This window comes from Afipia sp. GAS231 (assembly GCF_900103365.1).
Classification (GTDB): domain Bacteria; phylum Pseudomonadota; class Alphaproteobacteria; order Rhizobiales; family Xanthobacteraceae; genus Bradyrhizobium.
The window spans coordinates 4,611,787-4,637,430 of sequence record NZ_LT629703.1 but is presented as its reverse complement, the minus strand read 5'-3'; the positions used below and the strand labels follow the sequence as shown (position 1 = coordinate 4,637,430).

Genomic DNA, 25,644 nt, shown 5'->3' with positions numbered 1-25,644 from the left:
CGAGACGATGGCGGATGCTGCAGAATTGATTACGACGGCGCCGCGTGCGGGCGAGCAAACGCTGTCCGTGCGGCTGCGCGCGCTCGTGTGGGAAGCGCCCGGCGTGGTCTCGCTCGAACTCACCGCGCCGGACGGCAGCGCTCTGCCGCCCTTCGAGCCCGGCGCGCACGTCGATCTCAAGCTGTCCGACGGCACGCTGCGGCAATATTCACTGTACGACGACCCCAACGACACCTCGCACTATCGCCTCGGCATCCGCGCCATTTCCGGTGGCGCATCGTCGGGCTACGTCCATCGCAAGCCGCGCGCCGGCGACCTGCTCACGGTGAGCTCACCCCGCAACAGTTTCCCGCGGGTCGACGCCAAGCACTACATCTTCGTGGCCGGCGACATCAGCGTGACAGCGTTCATTCCGATGATGCGCGAAGTGAGCCATAAGGGCCGGTCCTGGACCCTGCTCTACTATAATAATCGCGACGAAGACGCCCCGTTCCTCTCCGAGATCAAGAAGCTGGGCGGCGAACTGTCGCTGCACTCGTCCAAGGCCGGCACCCGGCTTGACGTCGCGCAGCGCTTTGCCACCGTCGAGAAGGACGTGGTCATTTACTGCTGCGGCCCCGAGAAGCTGATGACGGCCGTGGAAGAGGCCACCGCCGCTTGGCCGGAAGGCACCGTGCATTTCGAATGGTTCGCCCCGCGCTCGCGACCAGCCGACGAGGCCCGTGGCAGCTTTGAGGTCGTCTGCCAGCACTCCGGCCTGACGGTGACGGTGACGGCGCCCGCGGAAGAGTCGATCCTGGAAGTGCTGAGCGAAGCCGGCATCAACGTGCCGCGCTCCTGCGAGCACGGAAATCTGCGGCACCTGCGAGACGCGGGTGATCTCGGGAGAGGTCGACCACCGCGACAGCATTCTGTCGGCGTCGGGACGCGCCGCCAAACAAGCGATGATGACCTGCGTATCGCGGTCGCGCGGTCCGCGCCTCGTGCTGGACATATGGGGCAGCCAATGACGCATTGTGATGCACCGCCTGCTTCTGAATAGAATAATAACAATGGAGAGGATCCTATGACCCAATACGCCTATCCTTATCTCAATCCGATCCAAACCAGGACACACGAGGTAACGGCCTGGCAACAGGATCTCGCCAACGCGATCGAGAGCGTATTCTCCAAAGGCGCGAGGGAGCTCGACGAGGTGGTCACCGGTCTCAACAAGACGCGCGTGCGCTCGCCCGATGGAAGCGACTGGACCGAAGAGAACTTCACCACCTTGATGCGCGAACTGGGAGCCTAATCATGACCACAGCAGCTGTCGAACACCTACGCGCTGCCGCCACCGGCACGACCGACGCGCCGACGGATCAACAGGTGCAGACTTACTTGCGGACCGGATTGCGGAACCGTTGGTGGCCGATCCTGCCGTCGCGTTTCATCGAGGCCGGCGGCAAACCGCTCGGCATCACCCGGCTCGGCGAACCGCTGGTGCTGTGGCGCGACTCGAAAGGCGTCATCCATGTTCAGGTCGACCGTTGTCCGCATCGCGCGGTGCCGCTGTCGCGCGGCATCAACGAGGGCGACCGCCTGCGCTGCAATTATCATGGCGTCGAGGTCGGCCCCGACGGTAAGGTGCTCAGCGTACCCGGCCAGCCCGGCTGTCCGCTCGAGGGCAAGAAGGCGGTGAAGACCTATCCGTCGCAGGAAATCGCCGGCGCGATCTTCGTCTGGTTCGGCGACGCGCTGCACGAGGAAGCGCCGACATTCTTGCCGCCGCCCGAAATCACCGCACCGGAATATTCGAGCTTCCTGTGCTACGCCGACTGGGAGATGCCGTGGCGTTATGCTTTCGACAATCTCATGGACCCGATGCACGGCACCTTCCTGCACGCCAACTCGCACACCATGTACCGAGGCGACACAAAGGCGCAATTCGTCACGCGCGACACGCCGCACGGCTTCTTCTTCGAAAAGGTCGGACAGCGCGGCGTCAACTTCGACTGGAGCGAACTGGTCGACGACGGCGGGCTCTATGTACGGCTCGAAATTCCTTATCCGCCCTCCGGCGGCCCGGGCGGCAACTTCGGCATCACCGGTTTCGGCACGCCGATCGACGAGGACCGAATGTGCGTTTTCTTCTGGCGCACGCGCAAGGTATCAGGCTGGCAACGTGACATTTGGCGCTTCCTCTACAAGGTCAATCTCGAAAAACGCCACTGGCACGTGCTGGAGCAGGACCGCGAAATGCTCAATGGCCTGAAACCCGGCCTGGAGAAATATGAAATGCTGTATCAGCACGACGCCGGCGTGATCCGCCTGCGCCGCCATCTGGCGCAGCAAGCACGCAAGCAATTGGCCGACCTGACGGCCGCTGGCAAACTTTGAGTGAGCAAGACCGCATGGAGCCTGCAATCAAGAACTTGACGCGCCGCGCGGCCTTGGCTCTGCTCGCTTCGTCAGCAGCCGTTCCCGCCTGGGCCGCAGGGGGCCAAGCGGTGCCGGCCGCATTTCCGAAGCGGCCGCTGACGCTGATCGTTCCGTTCAGCGCCGGTGGTCCGGTCGATGTCCTCGGCCGGTTGCTGGCGCAGGAATATTCGGCACGGTCCGGCCAGACGGCAATCGTCGAAAACAAAACCGGCGGCGCCGGCAATATCGGCATCGAGGTCGTCCGCAAGTCCGCGCCGGACGGCACGACGCTTTTGCTGATCCCTGCCGGCAATCTCACCATCAACCCGACGCTGATGCCGAACCTGTCGTTCGATGTCGCGCGGGATTTTGCGCCGGTCACATCGCTCGCCAGCGCGCCGAATGTCATCGTCGTATCGCCGAAACTCGGCGTGACCTCGATCAAGCAACTTATTGAAAAGGCCAAGACGACCAAGCTAAGCTACGGCTCGCCCGGCGTCGGCAGCCAGCTTCATCTCGCCATGGAGCTTTTCAGCGAGAAAGTCGGCGTCGATATCCTGCACGTGCCGTATCGCGGATCGTCGCAAGCGCTCGGCGATGTCCTAGGCGATCACATAGACGTTCTGGTTACAAACCTTCCGGCGGCGCTTTCCGCCATCAAAGGCAATCTGGTCGTACCGCTGGCGATGACGACCGCTCAGCGCAGTCCGCTGGTGCCAGACGTGCCGACGCTGGAAGAAAGCGGCGTTACCGGCATCGACGTCACGTCCTGGTACGGCATGCTGGCGCCGAAGGCAGTCCTGAACGATGTGCGTGATGCCATTTTCACCGTGACCAAGGACGTCCTCACCACGCCCGCCTTGCAGGAAAAACTGCTGACGCAGGGCCTGAGCGTTATGATCGAAGCGCCGGACGTCTTGGCCGCGCGCATCAAGCGTGAAACGGCGCTGTGGGCCGGCGTAATCCAGACCCGGCACATCACTGTGAAGTAGAGCAAGGCGCGCGGCCGCCAAGGTTGCAGGACTTTTTTGATTGATGCTGGCCTACAAAGATATCACCACATGGGGAGGAACGAATGAAGGCAAGATTGAACCGATCAAATATGAACCGATCAATTATGAACGTTGCTGTATCGACAGGCTGGATAGGCGCACCCAATACGCTCACTTGAGTGAGATTGATCCACTGTGTAAAAATCGAAAAACTCGACATGGCAGCCGCGCCTTTCCGGCGGCAAGAAAGCCCACGTTGCAAGATATGGCAATCATCGAAGCGACCTCAATCTGCAAAAGTTTCCTTGACGCACAGACTGGCCGAGAAACCGTAACGCTCGATAACGTCAGTATAAGTGCCACCGACAACGATTTTCTTGTGCTCCTCGGCCCGAGCGGCTCCGGCAAATCTACTTTTCTCAACATCATCGCCGGCCTGACCTCGCACAACGGACCTCCGGGTCGGGTTCTGGTTCACGGTCAGCCGGTTTCGGGGCCCAATCCTAAACTGATGGCCTACATGTTTCAGGATTCGGTGCTGCTTCCCTGGCGAACGGTCGTCAAGAATATCGAATTTGGCCTCGAGGCCCAATCCCTCACCAAGGAACAACGGCGCGAGCGTGCGATGAAATATCTGGACATGGTTGGCTTGCGCGATTTCGCTGATTTTTACCCCCGGCAGCTTTCAGGGGGCATGGCCCAGCGCGTCGCGCTTTGCCGCGCGCTCGCGCTGGAGACCGATATTATTCTCATGGACGAACCTTTTGGCGCACTCGATGAGCAATCGCGCATCGTTCTGGGTGACGAACTGGTCCAAATCTGGCGAAAGGTTCGGCGAACGTTTGTATTTGTCACACACAGTCTAACAGAGGCGGTTTATCTTGGAGAGCGGATCGCCGTCTTCACCGCACGACCGGGAAGGATCAAAGCTGAGATCAAGAACGATCTTCCGCGCCCCCGCGCCGTCGGCTCGTCGGAATTTAATCGGATGGTAGACGCGCTGTGGGGACATCTCAAAGAGGAGTCGATTACCGCCCTTAACCGGGAAAAGGCGGGCGAAAATCATGTTGCCTTGCCAAAGGAGTAGGAAATGAAGCGCATCAATCCGGCGGTTACCAGAGCTGCGATTGTTCTTTGCGTGCTGGTCCTATGGGAAATCAATACGCGCTTCTCGTTAACCAGCCGCATTCTCGTTGCTCCGCCTAGTGAAATTTTCTGGCAGGTGCTGAACATTCTCGCGACAACCAGCAACGTCCCCAACTTTTATTCTAATGCCTGGATCACAGTTCAAGGGTTCATTGGCGCGTTTGCGGTCAGTGCCGTTCTCGGTGTAAGCCTCGGTCTTCTTTTTGCGAGTTCAAAACTAATGGGCGACGCATTCGAACCGATCCTGCTCGTGCTCTACGCCATTCCCAAGGTGATTCTCTATCCGTTGTTCGTGCTGATGCTCGGCGTCGGCATGGCGCCAAAAATCATCTTCGGAATCACTGTCGGGATTTTCGTCGTGATATTCAACACGAGCGCAGCTGTGCGCCAAATAGACCCGAATTACGCGCGCCTGGCGTATTCGCTCGGCTACGGCAACTTCTTGACCTTCTTCAAGATCATCTTGCCCGCAGCGGCACCGACGATATTGGCAGGGCTGCGGCTCGGGTTCGGTTACACCGTAGTTGGTGTGATGGCTGCGGAACTTCTCGTCGTAACGAACGGCCTTGGTTCGCTCATTGATTGGGCGTCTTTCAATTATTTCACGCCACAACTTTACGCGCTGATCTTCATCACCCTGGTGATCGGTCTCGTCGGAAACAGCTTTTTCAGCTTTCTCGAACGTAGGTGGGTAAAATGAGTATCACCACCGCCTCGTTGGCGCGCACATCTGCCCCCTTCGCCATTCAAGCCGCATTCGTCGCCGCGATACTTGTATTGTGGCACCTGTCGATCAGCCGAGAGTGGGTCGATACAATATTTCTTGCCAGCCCTTTGGACACAGCGCTTGCGTTTATCCCCACTACGATATCGGCCGAGCCGCATTTGGCCGCGACTTTTTCTAGTTTCGCTCCCTCACTTATCACGGGTGTTTTGGCCGCATTGATTGTCGGACTGCTGGTGAACACCTCCGAGTATGCCTACAAAGTGTTCATGCCCCTCCTAGTCCTCGGAGTCATCATCCCCAAGGTCACATTGCTTCCTCTATTCGTGCTCTGGTTCGGAATTGATAAAGCTACTGTCATCGTTTATGGAGCTTTGTCGGCATTCTTTCCGATGGTTGTGAACGTCTCCGCAGCGAGTCGGGAAGTGAAGCCCGCACATATCACCTTGGCGCGCGCGATGGGTTACTCTAAGTCCCAGATATATCTGAAAATCATCCTCCCGGCGATGCTGCCGGTGTTAACGTCAGGCCTCTTCTACGCCTGCAACGCAGCGCTGATGGGGGTATTCATCGTTGAACTCGCCTTGGCGCGTTTCGGCATTGGCGCGTTCGTGCGCACTCTCGCGATAACATTCAGAACGCCGGAACTTTATGCCGCCATCATCCTCACTTCTCTAATCACTGTCATCATCAATATGCTTCTATGGTCACTTTCACGCCGTTTCAGTCAATGGCGTACATGAAGGACTGGGCCGTCGCGTCCGCGATGTTTTGATTCACGGCTGTGGCCGTGCGCGAGGTTTCTCCTCGCTGCACACCTCGACCGCAATTCGGGCGTAGACGCAAGCGGCCTTGTAAAGGCTCTCGATTGAGAGCGCGCGCTGGAATTGGTGCGTCGTACTCCGCGGGCCGTAGGTCATAGCAGGAACGCCCAACTCATTCCACACGGTGAGATCCCGCCACATGCTGGTCGATTCAACGTATGGCGGCTTCGGCTCTTCGTCGAACGTCGCGCGGTGTGCACGCGTCACCGCATCAACGAATCGATCGATATTCTTGGCCTCATAGCCGGGTCGAAACGAATAGATTTCGACGCTATTCTTGATCCCCAGCTTGTTGACCACTTCACTGATCTCATCTTTGAGCGCAAGGACGTCATGGCCCGGCACAACAAACATATGGAAATAAAGTGAGCACAACTGAGGGCACAGGTACGGGCGATGACCATCACCGCCTCTAATACCTCCGAATTGCGCCTTGGGTACGACGGTGCCGCCCGCAGAACTGAAGACATTGTTCTTCTGATACTCAGCCGCCCACTCCTCTATGGCTCCGATGACCGCCGCACTCGCTACGATCATGTTCGGACTTTCGGCAAGCGTGGTCCTATCCGGAAGGTAGGCTGTGTAGAACGGAGGCAGGTCCGAGCGCAGCGTGATTTTCAAATAGCATTCGCCGGGCTCGATCCAAGCAAGGCCAAATCCGGTCCCTTCGGCAATGAGCGCAAAGTCGGCGATGCCTCCGTGCGTCGCGAGATAGCGCGCTCCAATTTCTTTCGCGTGGAGATACTCGCCGGGCAACTCGCCGTACGGCTCGCCACCGGTCTCATGCACCGCTCCGCTGACGAGCAGGTCTCCCTTCAGCTTGTGGCCCGAATCCTTAATCGCTTTGGCGGCAATTAGGAAAGCAGCCATAGGGCCTTTATCGTTGCAGATGCCTTCGCCGAATAACAGCCCATCCTGTTCCCAGGCGCTATGATAAATTTTGTTTGCCGGATCGGCGTGGATCATGTCCTCTGTGGCCGGCACCGCGGTGTCCATGTGGCTATTAAAGATCATGCTGTAGCCGCCCCCGGTCCCATGCAACGTCCCGAGAACATTGAAGCGGTCACTAAGCAAACCAATTTTTCGGGCGACGAAACCTTCGCGCTCCATCCAGTTAAAAATGTGATTTGCGACATCGCGTTCGTAACCGTATGGGCTATCGATATTACAAATCTCAAGCGCGAGCCGGGCTACCTCGTCTCGGTCGATTAGGGCGACGACGTCGTCTGCAACGGACATTTAGACTCTCCTTTCATGACTGACTTAGTCTTATCGAACTGCGTCGAGCAACAACTGGCTCATACGCGACTAGTTCGTATTAGAACAGGTTGTAAGCGAGCACTCGCGATTATAGCGAAACGAAACAGATGAGCATCTGATCAAATACGAACGGTGCGCAAGACCGCTTTACATAGTGAAATAGCCCGCTAACATCTCCGTACTTTAAATGCATAGCGGTGCTTTTCAGCATCAGGTCACGAGAGACTGGATTTACAAAATCCGCCGGCAGGCTGCAATGACAGCTTTGGCGTTGAACGTGCGAGATTCAAAAGTTGAGCTACGTCACTGAACTGGGACACGGGGTGCCATTATGAAACGTCTTTTTCTCTTAGCATTTGCCGTTTGCATCGGGGCCGTCTTGATTGGCCCAGCGACCGCTCAGGAAAAGCTCAGGATCGGCGGCGCTGTGCAGGTGTTTCCGCTCTACTACTTGCCAATCTATGCTGCGCAAGAAAACGGCATATTCAAAAAGAACGGGCTCGACGTCGAATGGGTGCCGTCACAGAGCGGTGCCGATCTGACGCGAGCCTTCGCAGCATCCGCGATCAAGATTGCACTCTCCTCGGCAGCGACTGACTCGCTCGCGATTGCACGTGGAGTACCGCTGTCGGTGATCGGCAACCTTCAGTCGTATGACGACTTTGCAATTTGGTCGTCTAGCAAAGGGCGCGTCGCAAAGGGCGAAGACCTCAAGGGCGGCAAGATTGGCGTTTCCCGCTTCGGGGGGCTCGAACATTCTTATGGGCAGCTCGCAGCTAAGAAGCTGGGTATCGACAAGGACGTCCAGTTCGTTTCAACCGGTGGCATCAATGAAAGCCTTGCCGCGCTCGTCACGGGATCGATAGACGCTGTGGTCCTTCCCGCAGCCAGCATGCTGACATTGAAGCTGGAAGGTAAAGTTAGAGAAATCGCGGAAATCCAATCTTTGCTGCCGAAGGAATGGATCTCCTACACCATTACTGCGCACAAGGACTTCATCGCGAAGGAGCCTTCGACGGTTAAGGCCGTAGTGCAGTCCATCTTCGAGGCCAACCGCTTCATCATGAGCGCCGACGGGAAGGCCTGGGCAATAGCGAAAATGCGGGAGATCAACGGCTATTCAGCCGAAGCCGCATCCGCTAGTTACGACACGTTGGGGCTCAGCAAAAACGGAAAGATCGATACGGAAGGCCTTAAGAATCTGCTCGAATTCTTATCCGATTATCAGATGATGAAAAAGGACGAAGTCCCCGCTGTTGAAAAGATCGTTGACGACCAGTTCGTAAAATAAACCTTTCAAGATCAAGTGCAGGCTGGGCGCCTGGCGTAATCAGACCTTACTTGCTGACGTTTCCGTCCAGCTGTGTGGTTTCCCGGGAAAATCGATTAACTCTGACTTGAGCGTCTCGATGAAGCGGATAGCACCTACCAACTTTACGACGTCTGCTTGCTTCGCGTGCGGCCGTCGCTGCGCCATTCGCCTGTCGTATAGATCACCGATAACCCGCGCGCGCTCGCAGCGGCAGGTAACTTCTTGATTACCCGATGCCTTCCCATGCGTCTTCGCCGCAGGGGTTACACCATCGTTTGATGGACAGCAGAATCGGCTCACGCTTGTCGCCACAGAAGTTATGGTTCACAAGCACAGCCGGACGCTGCCCAAACCCTTGTCGGACACCATAGCCGTTGGTTGCAAAAACTGTCTTCTAGATCGGTCAGAAAGCGGTTCTAGATCGGTTCGCTCAGTCTCAATCTAGCCTTCGGACAAAAGCTTTGCAGCGCGCTCCCTGAGATCGCTCCACATACTTCCGCCGGTGTTGACTTTTCCGACGCGCGCGACCGCTTCCTGAAAATGTGGCTCTGCAAGCGGCCTCCATTGAAGAAATTCTTCGACTTGCACGTCGGGAATCTGCGCGTGAACGGGCCCGGCGATCGATTTCGCATAATAATTGAACTGCGCCTGATGTTCGAGGTGCCAAGCATTCATGACTGCGTCCTCCATTGTCTTCCCCACAGTTGTCACGCCATGGCCCAGCAAATGCACGGCGTTCGCAGTGCCGAGACTCTTCGTCATATCCTCTCCTTTTTCGATGGAGGTCACTAATGCTGTGTGCGGATAAACTGGCAGCGGCTTCCTAACGAGCCCGATTCCCTCGAGCACCATCGGCACGATAGGCAATCCCATCACTGTCAACATGACACTAAAGGGCGGATGGACGTGAACCACAGAGTTCACATCCGAACGGGCCTTGAGCACGCAGGCATGAATCATGACCTCATTGCATTGAACCACCCCGGGAGGCCCATCAACTAATCGCCCGCTGAGATCGCAAATGACCATATTCTCCGGCCGCATGCGACGCAGCACATCGATCTCATAGCCTCTCCCCTTCACGACAAAGCGGTCGGGATTAAGGGGATCGCGAAGGCTCACATGCCCCATCGAGGAGCGAATTCCTGTCGCTAGGCCTATCATTTCCAGAATTCTGCTTCCCAGCGCGACTTCGTACTTTAGTTCATCGGGCGACATGGCGATCCTGAATGCGTGGGTGGTCTAACGAAGTTACAAGACAAGTCGCCAAAATGGGCGATCCAAACTGCCTGATCCACGCGAATCTAGGCGGATATGACTTTGCTGTCAGCTATTCAATATTGAACACAATTTTCATAGCGCCATTGTCTCCGATTTTGGTCCATTCCAATTTCTTGGTCCAGTGTGAGTGAGAGATTTCCGACCAAGAACAAGTCGAGCTGCAGAAGGCCCTGAAAGATGCCATCAGCCCACGGTTGCAAAGGAGAAGTCGCCCCACAGAGATCGTTCGCATCAGTGCCGGCGATATTATTGGAAAAGAGCTGTTCGATAAATCGACGGCACCGCTCCTGCGCGGCAAACACCTCAACGCAGATGGACCTGCTGATCCGACCAAGGGAAACCAGCCTCCTCACTTAGTGCGATCGTATGGCGACAGAACTAGCGTCGCAAGAAGCTCTATTCAATGGAACGATGCATCGCCAGCCAGCATCTGAGATCAGCACGGCTCAACAGCCGCAGATATCGCACGTGCAAGAGAACATCGTTCATCGCAAAAACATGACGATCCATTCAGCGCTCAACTGACGCATCAATCACGCGCGGACTTCAGCAGCGACCACAGACGGGCAGGCGTATATGGCATATTGACGTGGTAAATTCCGAGCGGCTTCAAAGCATCGCGCAGAGCGCTTCCAAGAGTTGGTACCGCGCCAGTCGTTCCTGCCTCGCCCACCCCTTTCGCTCCAAGCGGATTAGTCGGCGAATAGGTCGGCTCATCATGTAGCTCGAAGAAGGGAAGGTCGCGGGCGCGCGGCATAAAATAATCCATGAAGGAACCGGTGATAAGTTGGCCAGTCACGTTGTCATAGATGCAGGCCTCGCCGATAGCTTGGCCGACACCTTGAGCTATCCCACCATGAATTTGCCCAGCGACGATCGTCGGATTAATCAGTCGCCCGCAATCGTCGACGGCGACATACCGTAGGATCTCGAGCTCGCCTGTCTCTGCGTCGATTTCGATTTCGGCAGCGTGCGCGCCTGTCGCCCACGCTGTCACAGCAGCACTCTCCGTCTTCACGTCCAACGGGTGCTCTCCTCTTCCAACAAAGTAGCGTCGTGCAAGATCCAGCAAACCGATGGAGAGGTCGGTCCCTTCTACCCGGAACATGCCGCTTTTGAATGCGACATCCGGAACCGAAACTTCGAGGACGTCGGCAGCTAGCAGCGTGGCTTTCTTAATCACTTCTTGCGCGGCAAGAACAAAGCCGCTGCCATGGTTCATAAGCGTCCGGGATGAAATTGAGCCGAGACCTGAAAGGATCGGGCCGTCCGGATCATTGTAGCGCAAAACGACCTTATCCACGGGAAGGCCGAGATGCTCCGCAACAATTTCAGGAAAGACAGTTTCGTTCCCTTGTCCGGATGGGCCAACGGGCGAAAAAATGTCAACGCCTCCCCATGAAGCAAACTTGATCGACACCTCGTCCTTAAGCCCGCCGCCCGATGGCTCAATGAACATAGCAACGCCAAGCCCTCTTAGCTTGCCGCCTTTTGCGGAGCCGGCCCGTCGCTCTTCGAATCCAGCCCAATCACAGCTTGACAACACACGATCAATAAGACGATGGGGATCGCCACTATCATAAACTGCGCCGGCAGGAGTCTTGTACGGAAATGCGTCTTTCGGAATAAGGTTGCGTCGCCGTAATTCGATCCTATCGATCGCGGTTACCTGCGCCGCTTCATCGATTAACTGCTCGACGATGTACGCTGTATTTGGTCTCGCTGCTCCGCGATAAGCAGTCGTCGGCGTTGTGTTGGTGAATAGAAGTCGGTGGAAGCCAAAAGCGGTCGGCGTCAAATACGGCCCCGCTACCTGTCCCTGGTGCGCCAACGTATGGATATACGGACCTGCATTGGAACAAAATGCTCCCATATTGACGAGCCATTCTACTCTGATCGCCAAAAAGCGGCCATTCTCGTCGAGCGCAAGCTCCGCCATGTGCCTTTCCGCGCGTCCGTGATGATCACTGACAAAAGATTCCGAGCGCGTACCAAGCCACTTGACAGGTCGGCCTATCGTTTTCGCCGCCAACGCTAGCGCCATGTATTCGGGATACACCTCGCCGCGTACGCCGAACCCACCGCCGACGTCCTGCGCGTGCAAACGGATTCGTTCGATTGGCATTCCCAGTGCGGCCGCGAACTCGGCCTGCATCATGGACGTGCCTTGCGTCGGCAAATACATTTCGAGGGTGTCAGTGCCTGCGTCGTAAGATGCTAGACATGACTTAGGCTCCATCGGATTGCCAACCATGCGTTGGCAATCCAAATTAACCCGAGCCACGTGCCGCGCCCCCCGAAAGGCCTCGTCTGTCGCAGCGGCGTCGCCATATTCATATTCGAACGCGATGTTGTGCGGCTGATCCTCATGTAGAACGGGGGCGTCGGCGCGCAGAGCCTCTTCGGGTTCAATGATCGCATCACGATCGCGGTACTCTACGAGGATGTTTTCGATGGCGTCTAGGGCTATGGCCGCGGAGCTAGCCACCACCAACGCGACTTCCTGCCCTACATAGCGAACGCGATCCGTTGCGAGGCAAGGCCGCCGAGGCGTCCGCAATTTCATTTCGCCCTTTCCGAGAAACCAAACCGGGTTAGGAGCGTTTTTGTGGCCAGCCGCGATGACATCCTGTCCGGTCAAGACAGTTATGACGCCCGGCAGAGCAATTGCCTGGCTGGCATCGATCGAAACAATATCGGCATGCGCCCGGTCGCTTCGCAGGAAGCAGGCATGGGTTTCGTCTGGAAGCGACCAATCCGCCGTATAACGCCCCTGACCTTTGAGCAGCCGGACATCTTCTCGTCGTCCGCGGAATTCAATTGTCATGGCCCCCATCTCCGGTGTTTTCGATAGCACTGTGGTTCCCGCCAACGGCGGCCAATGCAACAACTTCGTGGATGCCAAGGGATCTTTGAATCGACTGTTGCTCGACCAAAATATCGCTCGTGCGGCAAGACAGCCTTTAGGAGAACGCGATCTCCCAAGCGCCGTATCAGGAAGGGCGGCCTACGGAAACTCTAGAGGCGATGGCGGCGTCCATTAACCGGCAGGCGCCGTCTCGGCAAGCCGGCACACCGCGTTTTCGCCACTCGCGCGCTATCGCAGCGAACTGCGGCTCGCCGAAGCCCTGCGACCGCAAGAAACATCCCAGCCGATTTCACCGATTCATTCCGCGGGATTGTTGACGCGCAAGCTTGAAGTCGGAGAGCGTGGGCTCGAGGTTGAATAACTTACGCGCATTCTCTCCCAGAATATTGCGCTTTGCCTGGTCGCTGAGATACGGCAGGTCAAAAATTGCGCTCGGCAAATCCATGTCCCAATGCGGGTAATCCGAAGAGTAGAGAAGCTGCGTCTCAGCATTGATCATCTTGAGCGTCAACTCAAGTGCTTCTCGGTTGTTTACCATCTCCATCGGCTGTGAAGTGTAGAACATCTCGCGCATATAATCGCTTGGAAGTCTTTTCAGACCAGGCACTTCCGATGAACGCATCATGTACTCGTTGTCGAGACGCTGCATCAAAAAGGGGATCCACGCCAGCCCGCTCTCAATCCAAATCACTTTCAACTTGGGAAATCGCTCTGGCATGCTGTTCATCAGCCAGTTGGTCATATGGACCATATTGTAAAAAGTGAATCCAAGCGCATGCACGGTAATGAATTTGTTAGCGGTCGAGATCATCTGGTCGTTCCAATTGTAGCCTGCATGAAACGCCAGCGGCAAACCTCGCTCCTCCAATGCCGCGTATATCTTCAGGTAGATATTGTCATAAATCGGTTTATAGCGAACGGTGGTCACAAGGAAGCCGATTACTCCAGGCTTGTCGCCGAACTCTTCGATCATCTTTAGTGCACGATCAGGATCGTTCATGGGTAGATAGAGCATCGATTTGATGCGCCTCTCCTGCGACATTACGCGCTCACAAAGCCACCTATTATACGCAGTCGCCAACTCGACCTCGACGTTAACGCGCGGGTGCATACCAAGAGCGAGCATCGGCGTCGGGAACAGACATGCGATGTCCACGCCCAACGCATCCATCCAGCGTTTAGTCAGCGTGATCTCGCGGTGCGGCTCTGGCGGCGTCTTTTCTCGGCGCCGCCCCGAATACCGCGTAATACGCCCTGACATCTCTTGGTTACCCATTGGACCTTGGCTTGCCAACAGAACTCCGCCTTTGGAGAATTGCGCAGCATGCCGCAGCACAGGATCCTCGATATATTCGATGATCTCAGAAAAATTATCTGTTTCGTAATGATGAGAATCCACGTCGACAATTAGGAAGTCTTCATATCCACGATCCTCAGCTTGCTTACGCGCATTGCCAAGCAGCTTAGTTGTATCGAATTCATCCAAAGAATGATCGCGGAAACCGCCGGGATTCATCTCGTTCATTTTTTTTATCCTTATTACTCGCCCTGATGCAGCGAGTGAGTGCCTGTCCAGGCCTGCCACATTCCGAGTTCAAACATCTGCACGTTCACGGCATGGAGCATGGCTGTCGTGGCAATCATGACGTCGGTTGCCGTCACGCCACCGCCTCCCTCTGGAAAGGCCCGCATACACTGACCATCGACATTCTTTTGACCGTATAATCGCACTGCGGCGCAGAGAAGCTGTTGGAGCGCCTCATCCGATAACAGCGAAGGATCACCAGATGCGGCACGCAGACGCAACGCGACCGCGGCGACATCCGCGCAGAGCAGATCGTCAGGCATCGACATAGATAACCCCGCCGCTATGCACAACTTCGTACCGCTTCAGTTTCATCTTAGGATCAACGGCGTTTTCACCAGTCAGAAGACGATACTCCCAGCCATGCCAAGGACAGACGATGTGCGGGTCGCTGTCGTCAAACACCTCGCCGGCATATCCACGGTCGGAATTCAAAATTTCGACCACTTTTCCAATTTTGACACCCTCGCAAACTGGACCGCCCTGGTGAACGCAATGATTCCGATATGCGTAATACTGGCCAGCGTGCCGATATACGCCGATTTCGCTTGTTCCCGCGCTCACGATACGAACGTCGCCGTCTTTGAGCTCTCCATCCTTGCACACGAAAACCCGCGCCATGACGCCCTCCCTATTTTCGCACTGGATCAACCGAAGCAGGAACGCCGCCAGCCGCTGCCATTAAGCAGTCCAATCAGACTTGATTTAAATTCACGCCTGAGCAAAACCGCATGGGCGGACTTTCTCAAGCAACTCAGCCAACCCCGAAGAAAAAATGATTTCGCATCATGATTTCGAAAGATGGGGCGACCCAATCAAGAAGGCGGCGCGCGATCCTATGAGTTTTTAGTTAGCATACTCGAATGGCCTCAGCAAGCGTTATAAGCTTAAAATATCTATACCTTGAATAGTTTTGTGAGAACCGTCTTCATCAGTGAAACATCTCGCGCTCGCTATCTGGCGGCCCCAGCCTCCCGGTGGATCAGAGAAGAGTTGTATCGCCATCTGAATCGAATTTCCGTCGCACATCCGAACAACGAACAAGGCTGTAGCCAGCGCAATCAACATTGTCACAACCGCACTAACGAAAGCTGCCTCCAACCGCCCAGCGATCGCGTCGCCAAACATGCGCGACGGCGGGAGATGACTAGTCCGCAGTATAACTTCCCTGCTCTGTCAGCAATCAGGCGTCCTCACGTCGTCCCTAAAACGCCGCTTTCACTGTTGTAACCCCCCTTTGACTCTAGCCTCCCGTTGATAACGAGCAATGTGCGCTCGCATCCGGCCCGCTGATTTGCGCTTCTAATTTGCTGCACTCTGCAACAGCGTTCCTAACGTAGAGCTGAGCATTCGTGCATTGCGCATCACCGTGGGATGGATCACAGCCACCGGGGCGGGATCGTCAACCGCAAGCTTGAAGCAGATGTCTTCGCTGCGAAGCGAACCGCTCCTCACACACAAGGGAGTCAGATGCTGTTGTCCATCGTGAGCCATCTCGGCGCTTACGGCCGCGGTAGTACGCGAATGTATCTTTGCGCTAGTCATTCGTCTATTCGGCATTCATCGCTGCCCGAACGCCGCATTGATAAGTCGGAGCGCGGCGAACTTTTCAAAAAAAACGTCCTCATTATCATAGTCGAAGTATTTAACGTTCTCTCGAGCGACGAGATAGTCGGGCACACCAGTATTCACGTCGTTCCGACGACTAACCTCCAACATGACCGATTCGTAAACTTCCTGACCAGGCCTGCTAACATACCAATTGGTGAACACCTTCGCCGCATTGGGATGCGGAATACCTTGGGCTTGCTTGATGACGCTAAATCCCGACGCCAAATAACCAGGCGCATCTTCCGGCAAAACAACGCCGACCGTTTTAAAGCTGGCGCGAAACCGCTCCACCTGGCTTTGGACCATGCCAATGACAATTGGTGTGGTTCCTCGAACAAGGCCATCCATTAACTGTCGATAGTCCACTGACATTTTTACTTGCCGACCGATATACAGCTCCTTGATGAAGTCCAGACCAAACGATCGAAAAAGCCAATTGGATACGCCCTGTCCTGATCCAGGAAAGCGTGGATCGACCGCTGCAATTTTTCCGAGAAACTCCGGCTTGAGCAGGTCTCTCCAGGTCGTAATTTCTTCGGGCTTAACTAGGTCGGTATTAACTACAAGCCAGCCAAAGACATAGTTCGAGCCGACCAGAAGGTACCGACCTGCGTTGTCGAAAAACTTTTGCTTACCACCGTGAAAATTCTCAGGTGCGACACCAGGAAGGATCAACTGCGGCAATATCGGCTCTAGCAAATTCTCCCTCATAAGCTGCAGTTCCCACGCGCCACCTATCGCTGCATCAATCGTCACATTTTTCGCTCGAGCTTCTGCTGCGAGGCGCGCTGACTGCTCCGCCGTATTGCCGCCAATAAAGTTTATTTGAATCCCGGTGTCCCGCTTGAAAGCAGCGCTCATCTTGGCGGAAAGCGCCGGAAACGCGGCTATATTTACTTGGCCTTCACGGCGAGCTGCAGCAAGAATGTCAAACCACTCCGGCGGGGCACCAGCCTGCCAGTCAGCGCTTGCTTGAGCGAGAGAGCGATGCTGTGAGCCAAACATTGCACCAGCTGCTAACGAACCTACGATTAGGTCACGACGAGAAATAGCTGAAGTTTTCGGCATGCTACGCACCCTTGATTCCGTGAGTGAATAAGATCGCTACACAAAGCCTAAAGCACCGCACTCTTTTCTAACAGAATAGCGCTACCTCGACTCCGCGAAGGTGCATCAGAATGCGCCTGCGTTGGCCTATCGATCCCACATACGGCTCCCAGCGCGGTACAGGGGCAAGCGGAGTGATCACATGGTGCCCACGAGGTTGGCGATCTGCAAGAACTCTAGAAGGTCGCCTTTAGCATTGATCCTAGATGTTGCCCCGTACCGGACGGACCGATACCCAGGGCGGACGAAGCTCGCTCACTTCGTCAGCGCGCAGCAGGTGTGACGCTATAGGCGAGTCCTAAAGCCACTAAACACGTACCAGTGAGAGAATTTCGATGACCTCTTGCGAGCACTCTACCCGCACGCGAATTGCACCCCGTTGCCGGCTCCTCGCATCCCCTGAAGATTACGACCTTTGCGATCAAGCTGACAGCAATCGATGCTTAATCAAATGTCTGAAGTTCTGAAAAGTTGTCTGTCGCGCAGATGGTCGGCTCCGTGTGGCGCTCTTCTCCCGCAAGCGATTTGTGAAGCATCTATAAGCTTTGAGCTTGAACTGTTGCTTTTGGACTTGCCTGCAGATTACTCGAGACATAAAATATACGCTGGCGCGACAGTTTCTCATGGAGAGGGAGTCTCACAGTTTCTTACCGAGCGGGCGTTGTGAAAACCTTCTTCGCGGTGATCGAGCAATGAAGGCACCATGCTCCCGAGCCCGCCCCGCCTCTGCGGTATGGCACTAACGTTGCGGCTAAAGCATTTACTCGAAACGACTTGGCGTCTGGTTCTCGCGCGTACGGCAGCGAGAGGTCGGAGTACATGGGGAAGCGGATGATCGAGGTCACTTGCGCCAACGTCCAGTAACCGTTCTTGCGGGTGTAGGTGACCAGGAGTTCGACGGACGTGTCATTATCTGCGACCACCCGTGTGCGATCTCTTATCGCTCAGCCCTTCGAGTGCGCCTGCCTTGTCGGCGTGGGCGGCAGCTTTGGCTGAGCATTGTATGCGCGTTGCGAGAGGGAATCCCAAAATCCGCAACACTGAAAACGTTCGCGAGGGGAAAATATGTTCCATAGCTTCGTCTGATATTCGCGATATTCACTCGTTTTGGTCTTTGACCAGCTCGCACTCTCGCTTCGTTGGACGGCCGAGTACCGACCCACCTCAATTTTGAAAGAAGGCTTCATGCTAAAAAAGATGCATTTCTACGATAGGGAAGCGCCCGATGTAGTCGCGGAGACGCTGGCCGGATCCAAGACGGAATCGGCTGGCTGGATGCGACATTCGTTCGGCGCCGATGCGCCACAATGTCATGAGGTCCACATGCCGCCGGGCTTCCGGACCGCAATCCATGCCCATCTCGAAGATGAGATTGTGTATGTCGTTGGGGGAGAGTTGATCATGGGCCAGCGCACGCTCGGCCCTGGATCTTCGGTCTATATACCTGGCAACACACTTTACTCTTTCATCGCGGGACAAAACGGAGTCAGCTTCATCAATTTCCGTCCGCGGGGTGACCAAACTCAGTTCAACCGAGACGAATTTGCAACGCTACAGACGCTCCAAGGCGCCGATCGCGAAGCGTTTATTCAAGCGAATGCTGCCGCTAACCGGGCGCGCTACGGTCTCGATTGAGGGCAGCCGCGAGCTGATAGGAAACATATTGCCGCAAGCCAAGTACTGATCGCTGGCCGCCTAGCTGGGGGCGCTGGTCTCGTCCAAACTAATGCTGCTGGCAGGACAGACCGACGCCCTGCCAAGATTGCTCACGATCGAATTCGCGAACAACCGTTCTGCCCTCAAAGTGCCCTCGATGACACCGGAAATCTGGATCGAACAGCTGTCTAAAATTCACACCAGATAGCAATCAAGAGCTCCGCCGATGTCCGCTCACGGAGTCAGAGCGGAAATCCTATCTCGGGACCGGCACTTCTGTTATTGCCCCCCGGAACGGACGTCGGGAAGCGGGCGGCACGCGGGGCCCAAACTACGAGAGCGGTCGCTCCGCGGAACGAGCGCAATCGTTCCCGAGGTGCCGTCTTTCGGCCCCGATCTCACGAACGGTCGCCAATAAACATATAGCGACTTATGCCGAGCTTGTTTGGTAGATGGATTATGTCATTCGTCGGCCCCTTCGCCTCGAGCGCCTTCAGCCATAGAAGCTTTTGACGGATATCGATCACAAGTGGATCGCTGGTGATCTCAACGGCGTCGCGGGCGGACGGACCAAACACGGAAGGTATATCATTCACGAACAACACCTTGGCTGTAGTTGGATCTTGCGGATTTGAAAGCTACAGAAAACGCGGCAGGTTGTCGGAGGTGAGTTCGTGTTTTCCACGCAATCGAACGAGGTCTGGTAGTCCCTCGATCGAGTCTCCGATGCTAAACGCTCGTGGAACAATCCATCGTGCTTCCCAACCAGCGTTGCTTGTATGCCGGCCCCAATCCTCGGCAAGCAGCGACGCAACCACCGCGCTCCGAGACGATCTTATTTCCGTCTGCGTTGCTGCGCTGGGCCAGCAGCGCTCTCTGACACGACTGCTCTTCTACACCCGGCTGCCGCCATCCCAGGCATCGTCTCTAAATGCAGCCGAGGCATAAATGATGGGAAGGTCCTTGACGCGCGCCGCTGAAATTGCCGGGCGCTTGCCGAAGCCTACGCGTTTGTCGTGGCCAGCGGCAGCGCGTACCTGCTGGTCGCGCTTGGACACGAAGCGATCCCACACCCTATCGGTCATTTTACTCCCCGTGTTTGTTGACAGCGAGGTTTTGTGACGATATTTTATATGTAAAGCTTTTATATATTATAGGCGAATGCTTCTCGACTGACTGCTTGTGAAAGAGCCTCGGAATGGCTGATGAGCTCCGATCGCGTATCAAGTTGGTCTCAAGCGCGGCGGCTATTTCCCGGCGCGATTTGCTCGGCGGTGCGCTAGCAACAGGCGCAGTACTTGGTTCCGGCAGCCGTGTCTTCGCTCAAGCGAATGCCGATTGGCAGGACGGCGCTCCACCGGAATGGAATCGTGTTCTCGCGGCGGCCCGCAGCGAAGGCCAAGTCAATGTTGCGGGATTTCCGACGCTGGCCGTGCAGATGAGCGCTGCTTTCAAGCGGGACACCGGTGTTCGGCTTAATTTCCTCGGCGGCAGTACCTCTGAGCAGTCGGTTCGTTTTGAAGCGGAAGCGCGCGCAAAGAATGTGACAATTGACGCTGTGCTGAGTGGCGGTTGGGAACTCATGATGATGAGGGACAATTTGCTGGAACCGATCCTGCCGCAGTTGATGCTTCCGGGTGTCGCGCCCCAAAATTTCCGCGACGGCAAATACAAGTTCTTTGACAATGCCGGTCAGTATCTTCTGCTCGGCGCAGACTACGTCTTCGGCTGGCTGGTGGTGAACACGGACGTCGTGAAGCCAGATGAAATCAAGACCTGGAAAGATCTACTCGACCCGAAGTACCGCGGAAAGATCGCAGCGCACGATCCCCGCTTCCCAGGATCTGGGCAAGGCGTCTCCAATTGGTTCTATAGAGCGTTCGGCCTCGAATTCATCAAGGACCTGTATCTGGGCCAGCAGGTCAAATTGTCCGTCGATTATCGCGCGTTGATGGAGGGCGTGGTTCGCGGGACGGCGCCGATCCTTATTGGTGGCGTTCAAAGCGAGGTTGAACGTTTCCGGGCCAATTTCAAGAACATCGGTGTAGTTTTGCCGGAAGATGCGCCTGGCTACTTGGCGTCTGGCTTCAGCGTCATCAAGCAAGCCAGGGGAGTTCCACACCCGAATGCCGCAAAAGTGTTCGCCAACTGGTATGTGAGCAAGCCCGGTCAGGAAGTCTATGAATCAGTCATGTTGGAGGTCAGCCGGCGGTCCGACGTTAACACCGGCGTGCCCAGCTATCTCGTCCCGCGCAGCGGGATCGAGTACATCGACAATGATACCGAGGAGGTTTTTTTTCAGCGCTTTGGAATGCTCAAAACCATCACTGATGCTCTGGGTCAGCGGTGATAGCGAGATAAAAAATAGCGGATGCAGGAGCATCTGCCTGCCGTGGCAGAGCAGACACTCTTGTCGCCGAGTATCCATAGCTAGAGTTTACCCGATACCCGTGGCGGCCGAAAAAGAGAGAGTAACAACTGGCCAATGTGGTTCGAGACAAGGAAGCAGATAAATTTGCTGAGTTAATCGCACATTCCGCCAACGGCTAAAGGAGGAAGAAGTGGTCCAAGTAGTTCAAGACAAGGAAGTAAATAAATATGAAGAGTTCGACAATCGCACAATCGGCTCGCGACGGGAGCGCGTAGCTGTAACGAATCTTCCTCTGATCGACCTCGATCCGTTCCTCAATAAGAGCACGCTCGAGGAGCGCAAGCGATCGGCTAATGCGCTGCATGAAGCTTGTGTCAATACAGGTTTCTTCTATCTCGGCGGTCATGGCTTCACTGCTGCTGAGTTGGACAATGTCGTGTCCGAATCGAAGCGCTTTTTTACGCTGCCACTTGCCGACAAAATGACAGTCGAGATGCAGGGCCTGGAGCGCCCCGGTTTTGTGCAAAACCGCGCTTCCGAGGCTGGCCAGACCGCTGACATCAAAGAGCGGTTCCTGTCGGTTCCTGAACCCGGGCCGGGCGAGCCTGCGATTGGTCATTTCAAGGAGGGAACCCGTACGTTATGGCCTGCGCCGGAAATCGCTCCGGGCTTCGAAATTATGTTAAAGGAATATCTCAGGCGCCTTGTCGGTGTCAGCAGGGCTCTGGTGCGTGCGTTCGCTTTCAGCCTTCACCTCCCTGAGGACTATTTTGATGCCTATGTTGAGGATCCGAGTTGCTGGCTCGCACTCAACTATTATCCGTCCGTCGACCCCGCCGTGGTGAAGCCGACGCAGTGGAGTTTTTCGCCACACACTGACTATGGCATGTTCACGATACTACTACAGGACAATGTGGGTGGGCTCCAGGTGCGGAATGCATCTGAAGAGTGGATCGACGTGCCGCCAAGGCCCGGCACGTTTGTCGTTAATGTTGCTGATCTCTTCGCGCGCTGGACCAACGATCTCTACGTATCCACGCTTCATCGCGGATTGAATATTAATTCCGCGAACCGACTGTCTGCGGCGTTCTTTGTATCGCCGCATGGCGACACGATAGTCCGTTGTCTCGAAACCTGTCAGGGACCCGGTAACCCTGCGCGTTACGAGCCTGTGGAAGCAGGAGGATACTACCAAGTACTGCTTGAGCAGGCGCAGCGCCAAGGTCGTGCGAGCGTAGCTGCTGAGACAGCTCAACGACTCAAGGTGAACAACGGGACGTAAACTAATCTTACTGCGTCATAAAGTTTTGTACTTCGGGAGGTGCCTGATCGGAGCGGCGCAGCAGGGACATCGCAGCAAGTTTTTGACGAGGGACGAGAACGAGCTGCCATCGCATGGTCGCAATTGTTCTCCTCGGATCCCCAGAGGACCGCGCGCGCCCGGTCCATAAACGCGAGCACTTCCTTGTTTGCCTGGGCGCGCGGCGGCGGTCGAGCGCTTCCCGGGGAGCCTACACCGGCGTGCGCTGACTTCGGCGCCGTCCCTGCCCGGCGGTCTGGTGCGGTGTGATTGCAAAACATCCTGTGCGCTGACCACGGCGACGGGCAGTCCCGGACCGGGAAGATCTACACCTATTACAAGTGCATCCAGGCTACCAAGCAGGGGCGGCATAAGGAGGCAGAGGGCGGGAATAGCGCCAACCACAAGATTCCTCCGCCCGGTGATTGAGAAGCTCATCGTCGAGACGCTGCCGACCAATTGCTTCAGCCGGAACGCATGACCTCCGTTTTGCCAGCCCTCAAGTCTCGGCGGGACGAACGACAGGCTTCTGCCGATCGCCGGATCGTCGATGTTGCCCGCCAGGCCGAAGAGCGCCTAGGCCGCCTCTACCCGGCTATTGAAGCCGGGACGATCGACGGCACCGACCCGAGCCTCAAGGAGCGGGTGTTCTCGCCGAAGGCCGCATGCGATCGGGCGGCCGAGGCCCTAGACTACGCCAGAAATCCAGCGCAAACCCGATCGAAATCGACCCTGTGGCCATCGAAATACTCCTCAGACACTAGGCTTCGGCCAAGATATTGCCGACCCGTCGTCGTCCCGCTTCTTCCGTTTCTACAAGCTGCTTGATGATACGCCGCACGCGTAGAGCGCCTGCGTCCGTGGGCAACATCACCGGCCGCATCTCGTGCAAATCGCCATTCCGCATTTCGGCTTGTACTGCCTCCAACATCGATCCATCTTCTCTCTCGATAGCGGCAACCTGAAAATCGGCGATCTGACGATCGAGTTCGAGGTTATCGAGGTCGAAATCGCGGGTGAACGATATGAAATAATGCGTTTTGTTGTCGCTCTCCGGAGTCGCTATGTGCGCAAAGCGATAGAACGGGGCGGTCGCTAGATCCCCCCCAACCGGAGCGGTCGCCATCTCAAATGTCATGACCTGGCCGGGATGCCACCGTATGCGGTACTGCAGATCGACACGATCGATAGAGCTGTTGAGCATGTGCGGGGGAGCCGGCGCATTGAACTGAGACAAGACAGTCATGACTTCATTGTTCGTTTCCGTGACCTTTATGTCGCTGCGCTCACATGCCCCGCTCGCGAATGAGCCCAAATGCAGATAGTCGGTATGTGTAAGATCTAGCAAATTGTCGACAAGAATGTCATGGCGATAGTTTGCTTCCAGATAGCGGTGAACTGTCTTGAGATTTGGCGCGGTCATGTACGAGAGATCTGGAATGACGTCGGGAGATGCCTTTTCGGGGTCGCCCGGCCATAGCCAGACCAAACCGTGTCTTTCGATCACCGGAAAACTTCTTACTCTATTGTTTGGCGCGATAACATTGCCATGAGGATTGTGAACGCAACTGCCGTCCGTGTTGAATTGCAGGCCATGATACCCGCATTGGACGACATCATTCAGCAGTTTGCCCCGACTTAGCGGCGCGAAGCGATGCGGACACCGGTCCCTGAGGGCAATGACTTGCCCGGCCTCGGTACGATAGAGCAGGACAGGCTCATCAACGATCACCTTACGACGCAATTGCCGATCAATCTGCTCAGACAAGGCACAGACATACCAAACGTTGTGCTGAACACGCATCTCGAATCCTTTCCAGGGTGTTGTTGATTGTCCCGCAGCAAGCCGTTTTATGAAACGGCCGCTCTCTCAGAAGCCCGGTAAAATTCAAACCACGGACGCAAGATGCGGCGGGTAGCAAGATGCCCAAACGCATTCCATGGCCCCTTTCCCCGACTTGATGATTGATTAGCGATGGCGCCTACGGCTCCGATTGCCAACGCAACGACGACAAAACTTCTTTCAAAAAACTGCTACCTTCGGTGCTGCAGCGCGATGATGAGCTTCAACTATTTTGATAGAACGACGACTCTACGTGCTATCATTGACACCAATCAAAAACCTAACTCAATGGAGGGAGCGTGGTTGTGCCCACGGCAGCGGAGCTGGCCGCGGACTTAGCGTTTCTGGAGTCGCAATATTCGAATGTGCCGATCCATCCTAAGTCCGAAGCCGAGCGGAAGTTCGAGCACGAACTGGAATTCGAGCACATGGCCCTTGAGCTTGGCACAAGGCTCGATCGCGATCATGCCGCGACCGCTCTGAAACGAGATTGCAGTCGCAACGATGTAGGGGTCGTCGGCCCATGTGGCTTTAAAGAGATTCCGTGGACGGACGGGTGTCCGCGCGACAGCCGCGGCCAAGGATACGGCTCTCATGGAAAGCAAACGTTGGAGAGGTTCTGCGTCTCATAGAGCGACTAACCACTAGTGGGAGCAATGAAGAGCATGAAAGCGGCGAAGCGCCCATAGCCATCCTGCCGTTCTTCTTCGTCAACGAGAACAGCCTGACTTATGTCTACCTGCCGAACGCTACCGAAGCCGGCTTCTCGAACAGGATGAACAAACAGGTTATCGCGTAGAATCAGCTTGACGTCTGGGCCTACGGGACGCACTTCGCGCATTTTTTAAACTCTATCGGCTCGGTGACGGAGAGTCCGGACCAATCGGCGTCAAAGGATCGCCTCCTGGCTAAACGAGCGCGGATACCGCACCCGCACGGGCGGCCTGTTCGGCGTCGCCGCTGTGCCCATGATTCTGACGAACACGGTCCCATATTGGCGAATGGATCTTGAACAAACGCTACGCCAAAACGCAGTGCGAGAATCCCGGCAGCGAGCATATCGTCATCGATGTTCCGCCGATTATATCAAAGAGCGAATTCGACGCGGCCACCGCCTCACTGAAGGGCCGAGATCCCCGCGCCGCTGCGCCTCGGATCGTGACTGGCCCGTTTCTTTTGAGCAGTTTAACGGTCTGCGCATCCTGCGGCGGGCGATGACGATGCGACAGGAACGTCGAAATCTGGCGTCGCTCATAAATATTACGCCCGCTCAACCTGCGTTCGCCAAGGCATGTGCCTGCGGTATGCGCTAGTCAATTCCGGGAGGAACGTTTCAGAGATGTATCGGAAGAGTTGACGATAT

Annotated in this window: 23 protein-coding genes and 1 pseudogene; 13 read left to right on the top strand and 11 right to left on the bottom strand. The window is 55.9% G+C overall.

The genetic code is table 11. From position 1 onward, the window contains the following. Nucleotides 1–7: 7 nt before the first annotated feature. From BLS26_RS37290 to BLS26_RS21750, 8 genes and pseudogenes are all read left to right on the top strand, one after another. Nucleotides 8–289, top strand: a pseudogene (locus BLS26_RS37290) (oxidoreductase); the annotation flags it as partial. A gap of 586 nt (nt 290–875) precedes the next feature. Then, complete coding sequence (locus BLS26_RS37285) at nt 876–1,010, top strand: hypothetical protein (protein WP_371361004.1); 135 nt, start codon at nt 876–878, stop codon at nt 1,008–1,010. A gap of 56 nt (nt 1,011–1,066) precedes the next feature. Continuing rightward, nucleotides 1,067–1,294 carry a recombinase-like helix-turn-helix domain-containing protein gene (locus BLS26_RS21775; protein ID WP_092514534.1) on the top strand — a complete coding sequence of 76 codons (228 nt, stop codon included), beginning with the start codon at nt 1,067–1,069 and terminating at the stop codon, nt 1,292–1,294. A gap of 2 nt (nt 1,295–1,296) precedes the next feature. Further along, a complete protein-coding gene (locus tag BLS26_RS21770) occupies nt 1,297–2,379 on the top strand; it encodes an aromatic ring-hydroxylating dioxygenase subunit alpha (RefSeq protein WP_092514532.1) in 1,083 nt (360 codons plus the stop codon). Nucleotides 2,380–2,489: 110 nt separating this feature from the next. Beyond that, nucleotides 2,490–3,392, top strand: a complete 903-nt coding sequence (locus BLS26_RS21765) for a tripartite tricarboxylate transporter substrate binding protein (protein WP_197681267.1) — start codon at nt 2,490–2,492, stop codon at nt 3,390–3,392. Between the two features lie 43 nt (nt 3,393–3,435). Further along, nucleotides 3,436–4,479 carry an ABC transporter ATP-binding protein gene (locus BLS26_RS21760; RefSeq protein WP_092514528.1) on the top strand — a complete coding sequence of 348 codons (1,044 nt, stop codon included), beginning with the start codon at nt 3,436–3,438 and terminating at the stop codon, nt 4,477–4,479. A gap of 3 nt (nt 4,480–4,482) precedes the next feature. Next, on the top strand, nt 4,483–5,238 hold the full coding sequence (locus BLS26_RS21755) for an ABC transporter permease (protein ID WP_092514526.1): 756 nt from the start codon (nt 4,483–4,485) through the stop codon (nt 5,236–5,238). Beyond that, nucleotides 5,235–6,005 (top strand): ABC transporter permease, encoded by a 771-nt coding sequence (locus tag BLS26_RS21750; protein ID WP_092514524.1) that lies wholly within the window; start codon nt 5,235–5,237, stop codon nt 6,003–6,005. Before BLS26_RS21755 ends, BLS26_RS21750 begins: the two co-directional genes overlap by 4 nt. A 33-nt stretch (nt 6,006–6,038) precedes the next feature. On the opposite strand, the gene BLS26_RS21745 is transcribed toward BLS26_RS21750, so the two are convergent. After that, nucleotides 6,039–7,325, bottom strand: a complete 1,287-nt coding sequence (locus BLS26_RS21745; RefSeq protein ID WP_092514522.1) for a M20/M25/M40 family metallo-hydrolase — start codon at nt 7,323–7,325, stop codon at nt 6,039–6,041. 352 nt (nt 7,326–7,677) lie between these two features. Between BLS26_RS21745 and BLS26_RS21740 the strand changes: the two genes are divergently transcribed. Continuing rightward, the gene (locus BLS26_RS21740) at nt 7,678–8,637 is read left to right on the top strand and encodes an ABC transporter substrate-binding protein (RefSeq protein WP_092514520.1); all 960 of its coding nucleotides are present in this window, start codon (nt 7,678–7,680) and stop codon (nt 8,635–8,637) included. A 462-nt stretch (nt 8,638–9,099) separates the two neighbouring features. Here BLS26_RS21740 and BLS26_RS21735 read toward each other — a convergent pair whose 3' ends face one another. From BLS26_RS21735 to BLS26_RS21710, 6 genes are all read right to left on the bottom strand, one after another. Then, nucleotides 9,100–9,876 carry a class II aldolase/adducin family protein gene (locus BLS26_RS21735; RefSeq protein ID WP_092514518.1) on the bottom strand — a complete coding sequence of 259 codons (777 nt, stop codon included), beginning with the start codon at nt 9,874–9,876 and terminating at the stop codon, nt 9,100–9,102. Nucleotides 9,877–10,468: 592 nt separating this feature from the next. After that, nucleotides 10,469–12,766: a xanthine dehydrogenase family protein molybdopterin-binding subunit gene (locus BLS26_RS21730; protein ID WP_172804660.1), complete on the bottom strand. Its 2,298-nt coding sequence runs from the start codon at nt 12,764–12,766 to the stop codon at nt 10,469–10,471. A gap of 331 nt (nt 12,767–13,097) precedes the next feature. Next, nucleotides 13,098–14,333 (bottom strand): amidohydrolase family protein, encoded by a 1,236-nt coding sequence (locus BLS26_RS21725; RefSeq protein ID WP_092514514.1) that lies wholly within the window; start codon nt 14,331–14,333, stop codon nt 13,098–13,100. A gap of 14 nt (nt 14,334–14,347) precedes the next feature. Then, nucleotides 14,348–14,662, bottom strand: coding sequence for a hypothetical protein (locus BLS26_RS21720; RefSeq protein ID WP_172804659.1), 315 nt, complete (start codon nt 14,660–14,662; stop codon nt 14,348–14,350). Beyond that, nucleotides 14,649–15,014 carry a Rieske (2Fe-2S) protein gene (locus tag BLS26_RS21715; protein WP_092514510.1) on the bottom strand — a complete coding sequence of 122 codons (366 nt, stop codon included), beginning with the start codon at nt 15,012–15,014 and terminating at the stop codon, nt 14,649–14,651. Before BLS26_RS21715 ends, BLS26_RS21720 begins: the two co-directional genes overlap by 14 nt. Before the next feature lie 939 nt (nt 15,015–15,953). Continuing rightward, complete coding sequence (locus tag BLS26_RS21710; RefSeq protein ID WP_092514508.1) at nt 15,954–17,072, bottom strand: ABC transporter substrate-binding protein; 1,119 nt, start codon at nt 17,070–17,072, stop codon at nt 15,954–15,956. 1,224 nt (nt 17,073–18,296) lie between these two features. Between BLS26_RS21710 and BLS26_RS21705 the strand changes: the two genes are divergently transcribed. Beyond that, nucleotides 18,297–18,746, top strand: coding sequence for a cupin domain-containing protein (locus BLS26_RS21705; protein ID WP_157676545.1), 450 nt, complete (start codon nt 18,297–18,299; stop codon nt 18,744–18,746). Nucleotides 18,747–19,165: 419 nt separating this feature from the next. Here BLS26_RS21705 and BLS26_RS21700 read toward each other — a convergent pair whose 3' ends face one another. Together BLS26_RS21700 and BLS26_RS21695 are read right to left on the bottom strand one after the other, a co-directional pair. Then, nucleotides 19,166–19,363, bottom strand: a complete 198-nt coding sequence (locus BLS26_RS21700; RefSeq protein WP_157676544.1) for a hypothetical protein — start codon at nt 19,361–19,363, stop codon at nt 19,166–19,168. 297 nt (nt 19,364–19,660) lie between these two features. Then, nucleotides 19,661–19,852 (bottom strand): hypothetical protein, encoded by a 192-nt coding sequence (locus BLS26_RS21695; protein ID WP_092514502.1) that lies wholly within the window; start codon nt 19,850–19,852, stop codon nt 19,661–19,663. A 113-nt stretch (nt 19,853–19,965) separates the two neighbouring features. Here BLS26_RS21695 and BLS26_RS21690 point away from each other — a divergent pair, with 113 nt between their 5' ends. Together BLS26_RS21690 and BLS26_RS21685 are read left to right on the top strand one after the other, a co-directional pair. Then, complete coding sequence (locus BLS26_RS21690) at nt 19,966–21,117, top strand: ABC transporter substrate-binding protein (protein WP_092514500.1); 1,152 nt, start codon at nt 19,966–19,968, stop codon at nt 21,115–21,117. 211 nt (nt 21,118–21,328) lie between these two features. Continuing rightward, a complete protein-coding gene (locus BLS26_RS21685; RefSeq protein WP_092514498.1) occupies nt 21,329–22,420 on the top strand; it encodes an isopenicillin N synthase family oxygenase in 1,092 nt (363 codons plus the stop codon). Between the two features lie 778 nt (nt 22,421–23,198). Here the strand turns inward: BLS26_RS21685 and BLS26_RS21680 are convergent. Both BLS26_RS21680 and BLS26_RS35895 read right to left on the bottom strand, forming a co-directional pair. Continuing rightward, nucleotides 23,199–24,242 (bottom strand): aromatic ring-hydroxylating dioxygenase subunit alpha, encoded by a 1,044-nt coding sequence (locus tag BLS26_RS21680; protein ID WP_092514496.1) that lies wholly within the window; start codon nt 24,240–24,242, stop codon nt 23,199–23,201. Nucleotides 24,243–24,616: 374 nt separating this feature from the next. Then, complete coding sequence (locus tag BLS26_RS35895) at nt 24,617–24,862, bottom strand: hypothetical protein (RefSeq protein WP_157676543.1); 246 nt, start codon at nt 24,860–24,862, stop codon at nt 24,617–24,619. 427 nt (nt 24,863–25,289) lie between these two features. Here BLS26_RS35895 and BLS26_RS37280 point away from each other — a divergent pair, with 427 nt between their 5' ends. Next, entirely contained in the window at nt 25,290–25,499 is a 210-nt protein-coding gene (locus tag BLS26_RS37280) for a hypothetical protein (protein ID WP_157676542.1), read from the top strand. Nucleotides 25,500–25,644: the final 145 nt, after the last annotated feature.

Excerpts from the sequence above, each read along its gene's own strand:
- BLS26_RS21715 (WP_092514510.1), bottom strand. The coding sequence starts at position 15,014 with ATGGCGCGGGTTTTCGTGTGCAAGGATGGAGAGCTCAAAGACGGCGAC.
- BLS26_RS21750 (WP_092514524.1), top strand. The coding sequence starts at position 5,235 with ATGAGTATCACCACCGCCTCGTTGGCGCGCACATCTGCCCCCTTCGCC.
- BLS26_RS21745 (WP_092514522.1), bottom strand. The coding sequence starts at position 7,325 with ATGTCCGTTGCAGACGACGTCGTCGCCCTAATCGACCGAGACGAGGTA.
- BLS26_RS21725 (WP_092514514.1), bottom strand. The coding sequence starts at position 14,333 with ATGAACGAGATGAATCCCGGCGGTTTCCGCGATCATTCTTTGGATGAA.
- BLS26_RS21680 (WP_092514496.1), bottom strand. The coding sequence starts at position 24,242 with ATGCGTGTTCAGCACAACGTTTGGTATGTCTGTGCCTTGTCTGAGCAG.
- BLS26_RS21690 (WP_092514500.1), top strand. The coding sequence starts at position 19,966 with ATGGCTGATGAGCTCCGATCGCGTATCAAGTTGGTCTCAAGCGCGGCG.
- BLS26_RS21735 (WP_092514518.1), bottom strand. The coding sequence starts at position 9,876 with ATGTCGCCCGATGAACTAAAGTACGAAGTCGCGCTGGGAAGCAGAATT.
- BLS26_RS21695 (WP_092514502.1), bottom strand. The coding sequence starts at position 19,852 with ATGACCGATAGGGTGTGGGATCGCTTCGTGTCCAAGCGCGACCAGCAG.
- BLS26_RS21740 (WP_092514520.1), top strand. The coding sequence starts at position 7,678 with ATGAAACGTCTTTTTCTCTTAGCATTTGCCGTTTGCATCGGGGCCGTC.
- BLS26_RS21755 (WP_092514526.1), top strand. The coding sequence starts at position 4,483 with ATGAAGCGCATCAATCCGGCGGTTACCAGAGCTGCGATTGTTCTTTGC.
- BLS26_RS21720 (WP_172804659.1), bottom strand. The coding sequence starts at position 14,662 with ATGTCGATGCCTGACGATCTGCTCTGCGCGGATGTCGCCGCGGTCGCG.
- BLS26_RS21730 (WP_172804660.1), bottom strand. The coding sequence starts at position 12,766 with ATGACAATTGAATTCCGCGGACGACGAGAAGATGTCCGGCTGCTCAAA.
- BLS26_RS21770 (WP_092514532.1), top strand. The coding sequence starts at position 1,297 with ATGACCACAGCAGCTGTCGAACACCTACGCGCTGCCGCCACCGGCACG.
- BLS26_RS21710 (WP_092514508.1), bottom strand. The coding sequence starts at position 17,072 with ATGCCGAAAACTTCAGCTATTTCTCGTCGTGACCTAATCGTAGGTTCG.
- BLS26_RS21760 (WP_092514528.1), top strand. The coding sequence starts at position 3,436 with ATGCTGGCCTACAAAGATATCACCACATGGGGAGGAACGAATGAAGGC.
- BLS26_RS21705 (WP_157676545.1), top strand. The coding sequence starts at position 18,297 with ATGCTAAAAAAGATGCATTTCTACGATAGGGAAGCGCCCGATGTAGTC.
- BLS26_RS21775 (WP_092514534.1), top strand. The coding sequence starts at position 1,067 with ATGACCCAATACGCCTATCCTTATCTCAATCCGATCCAAACCAGGACA.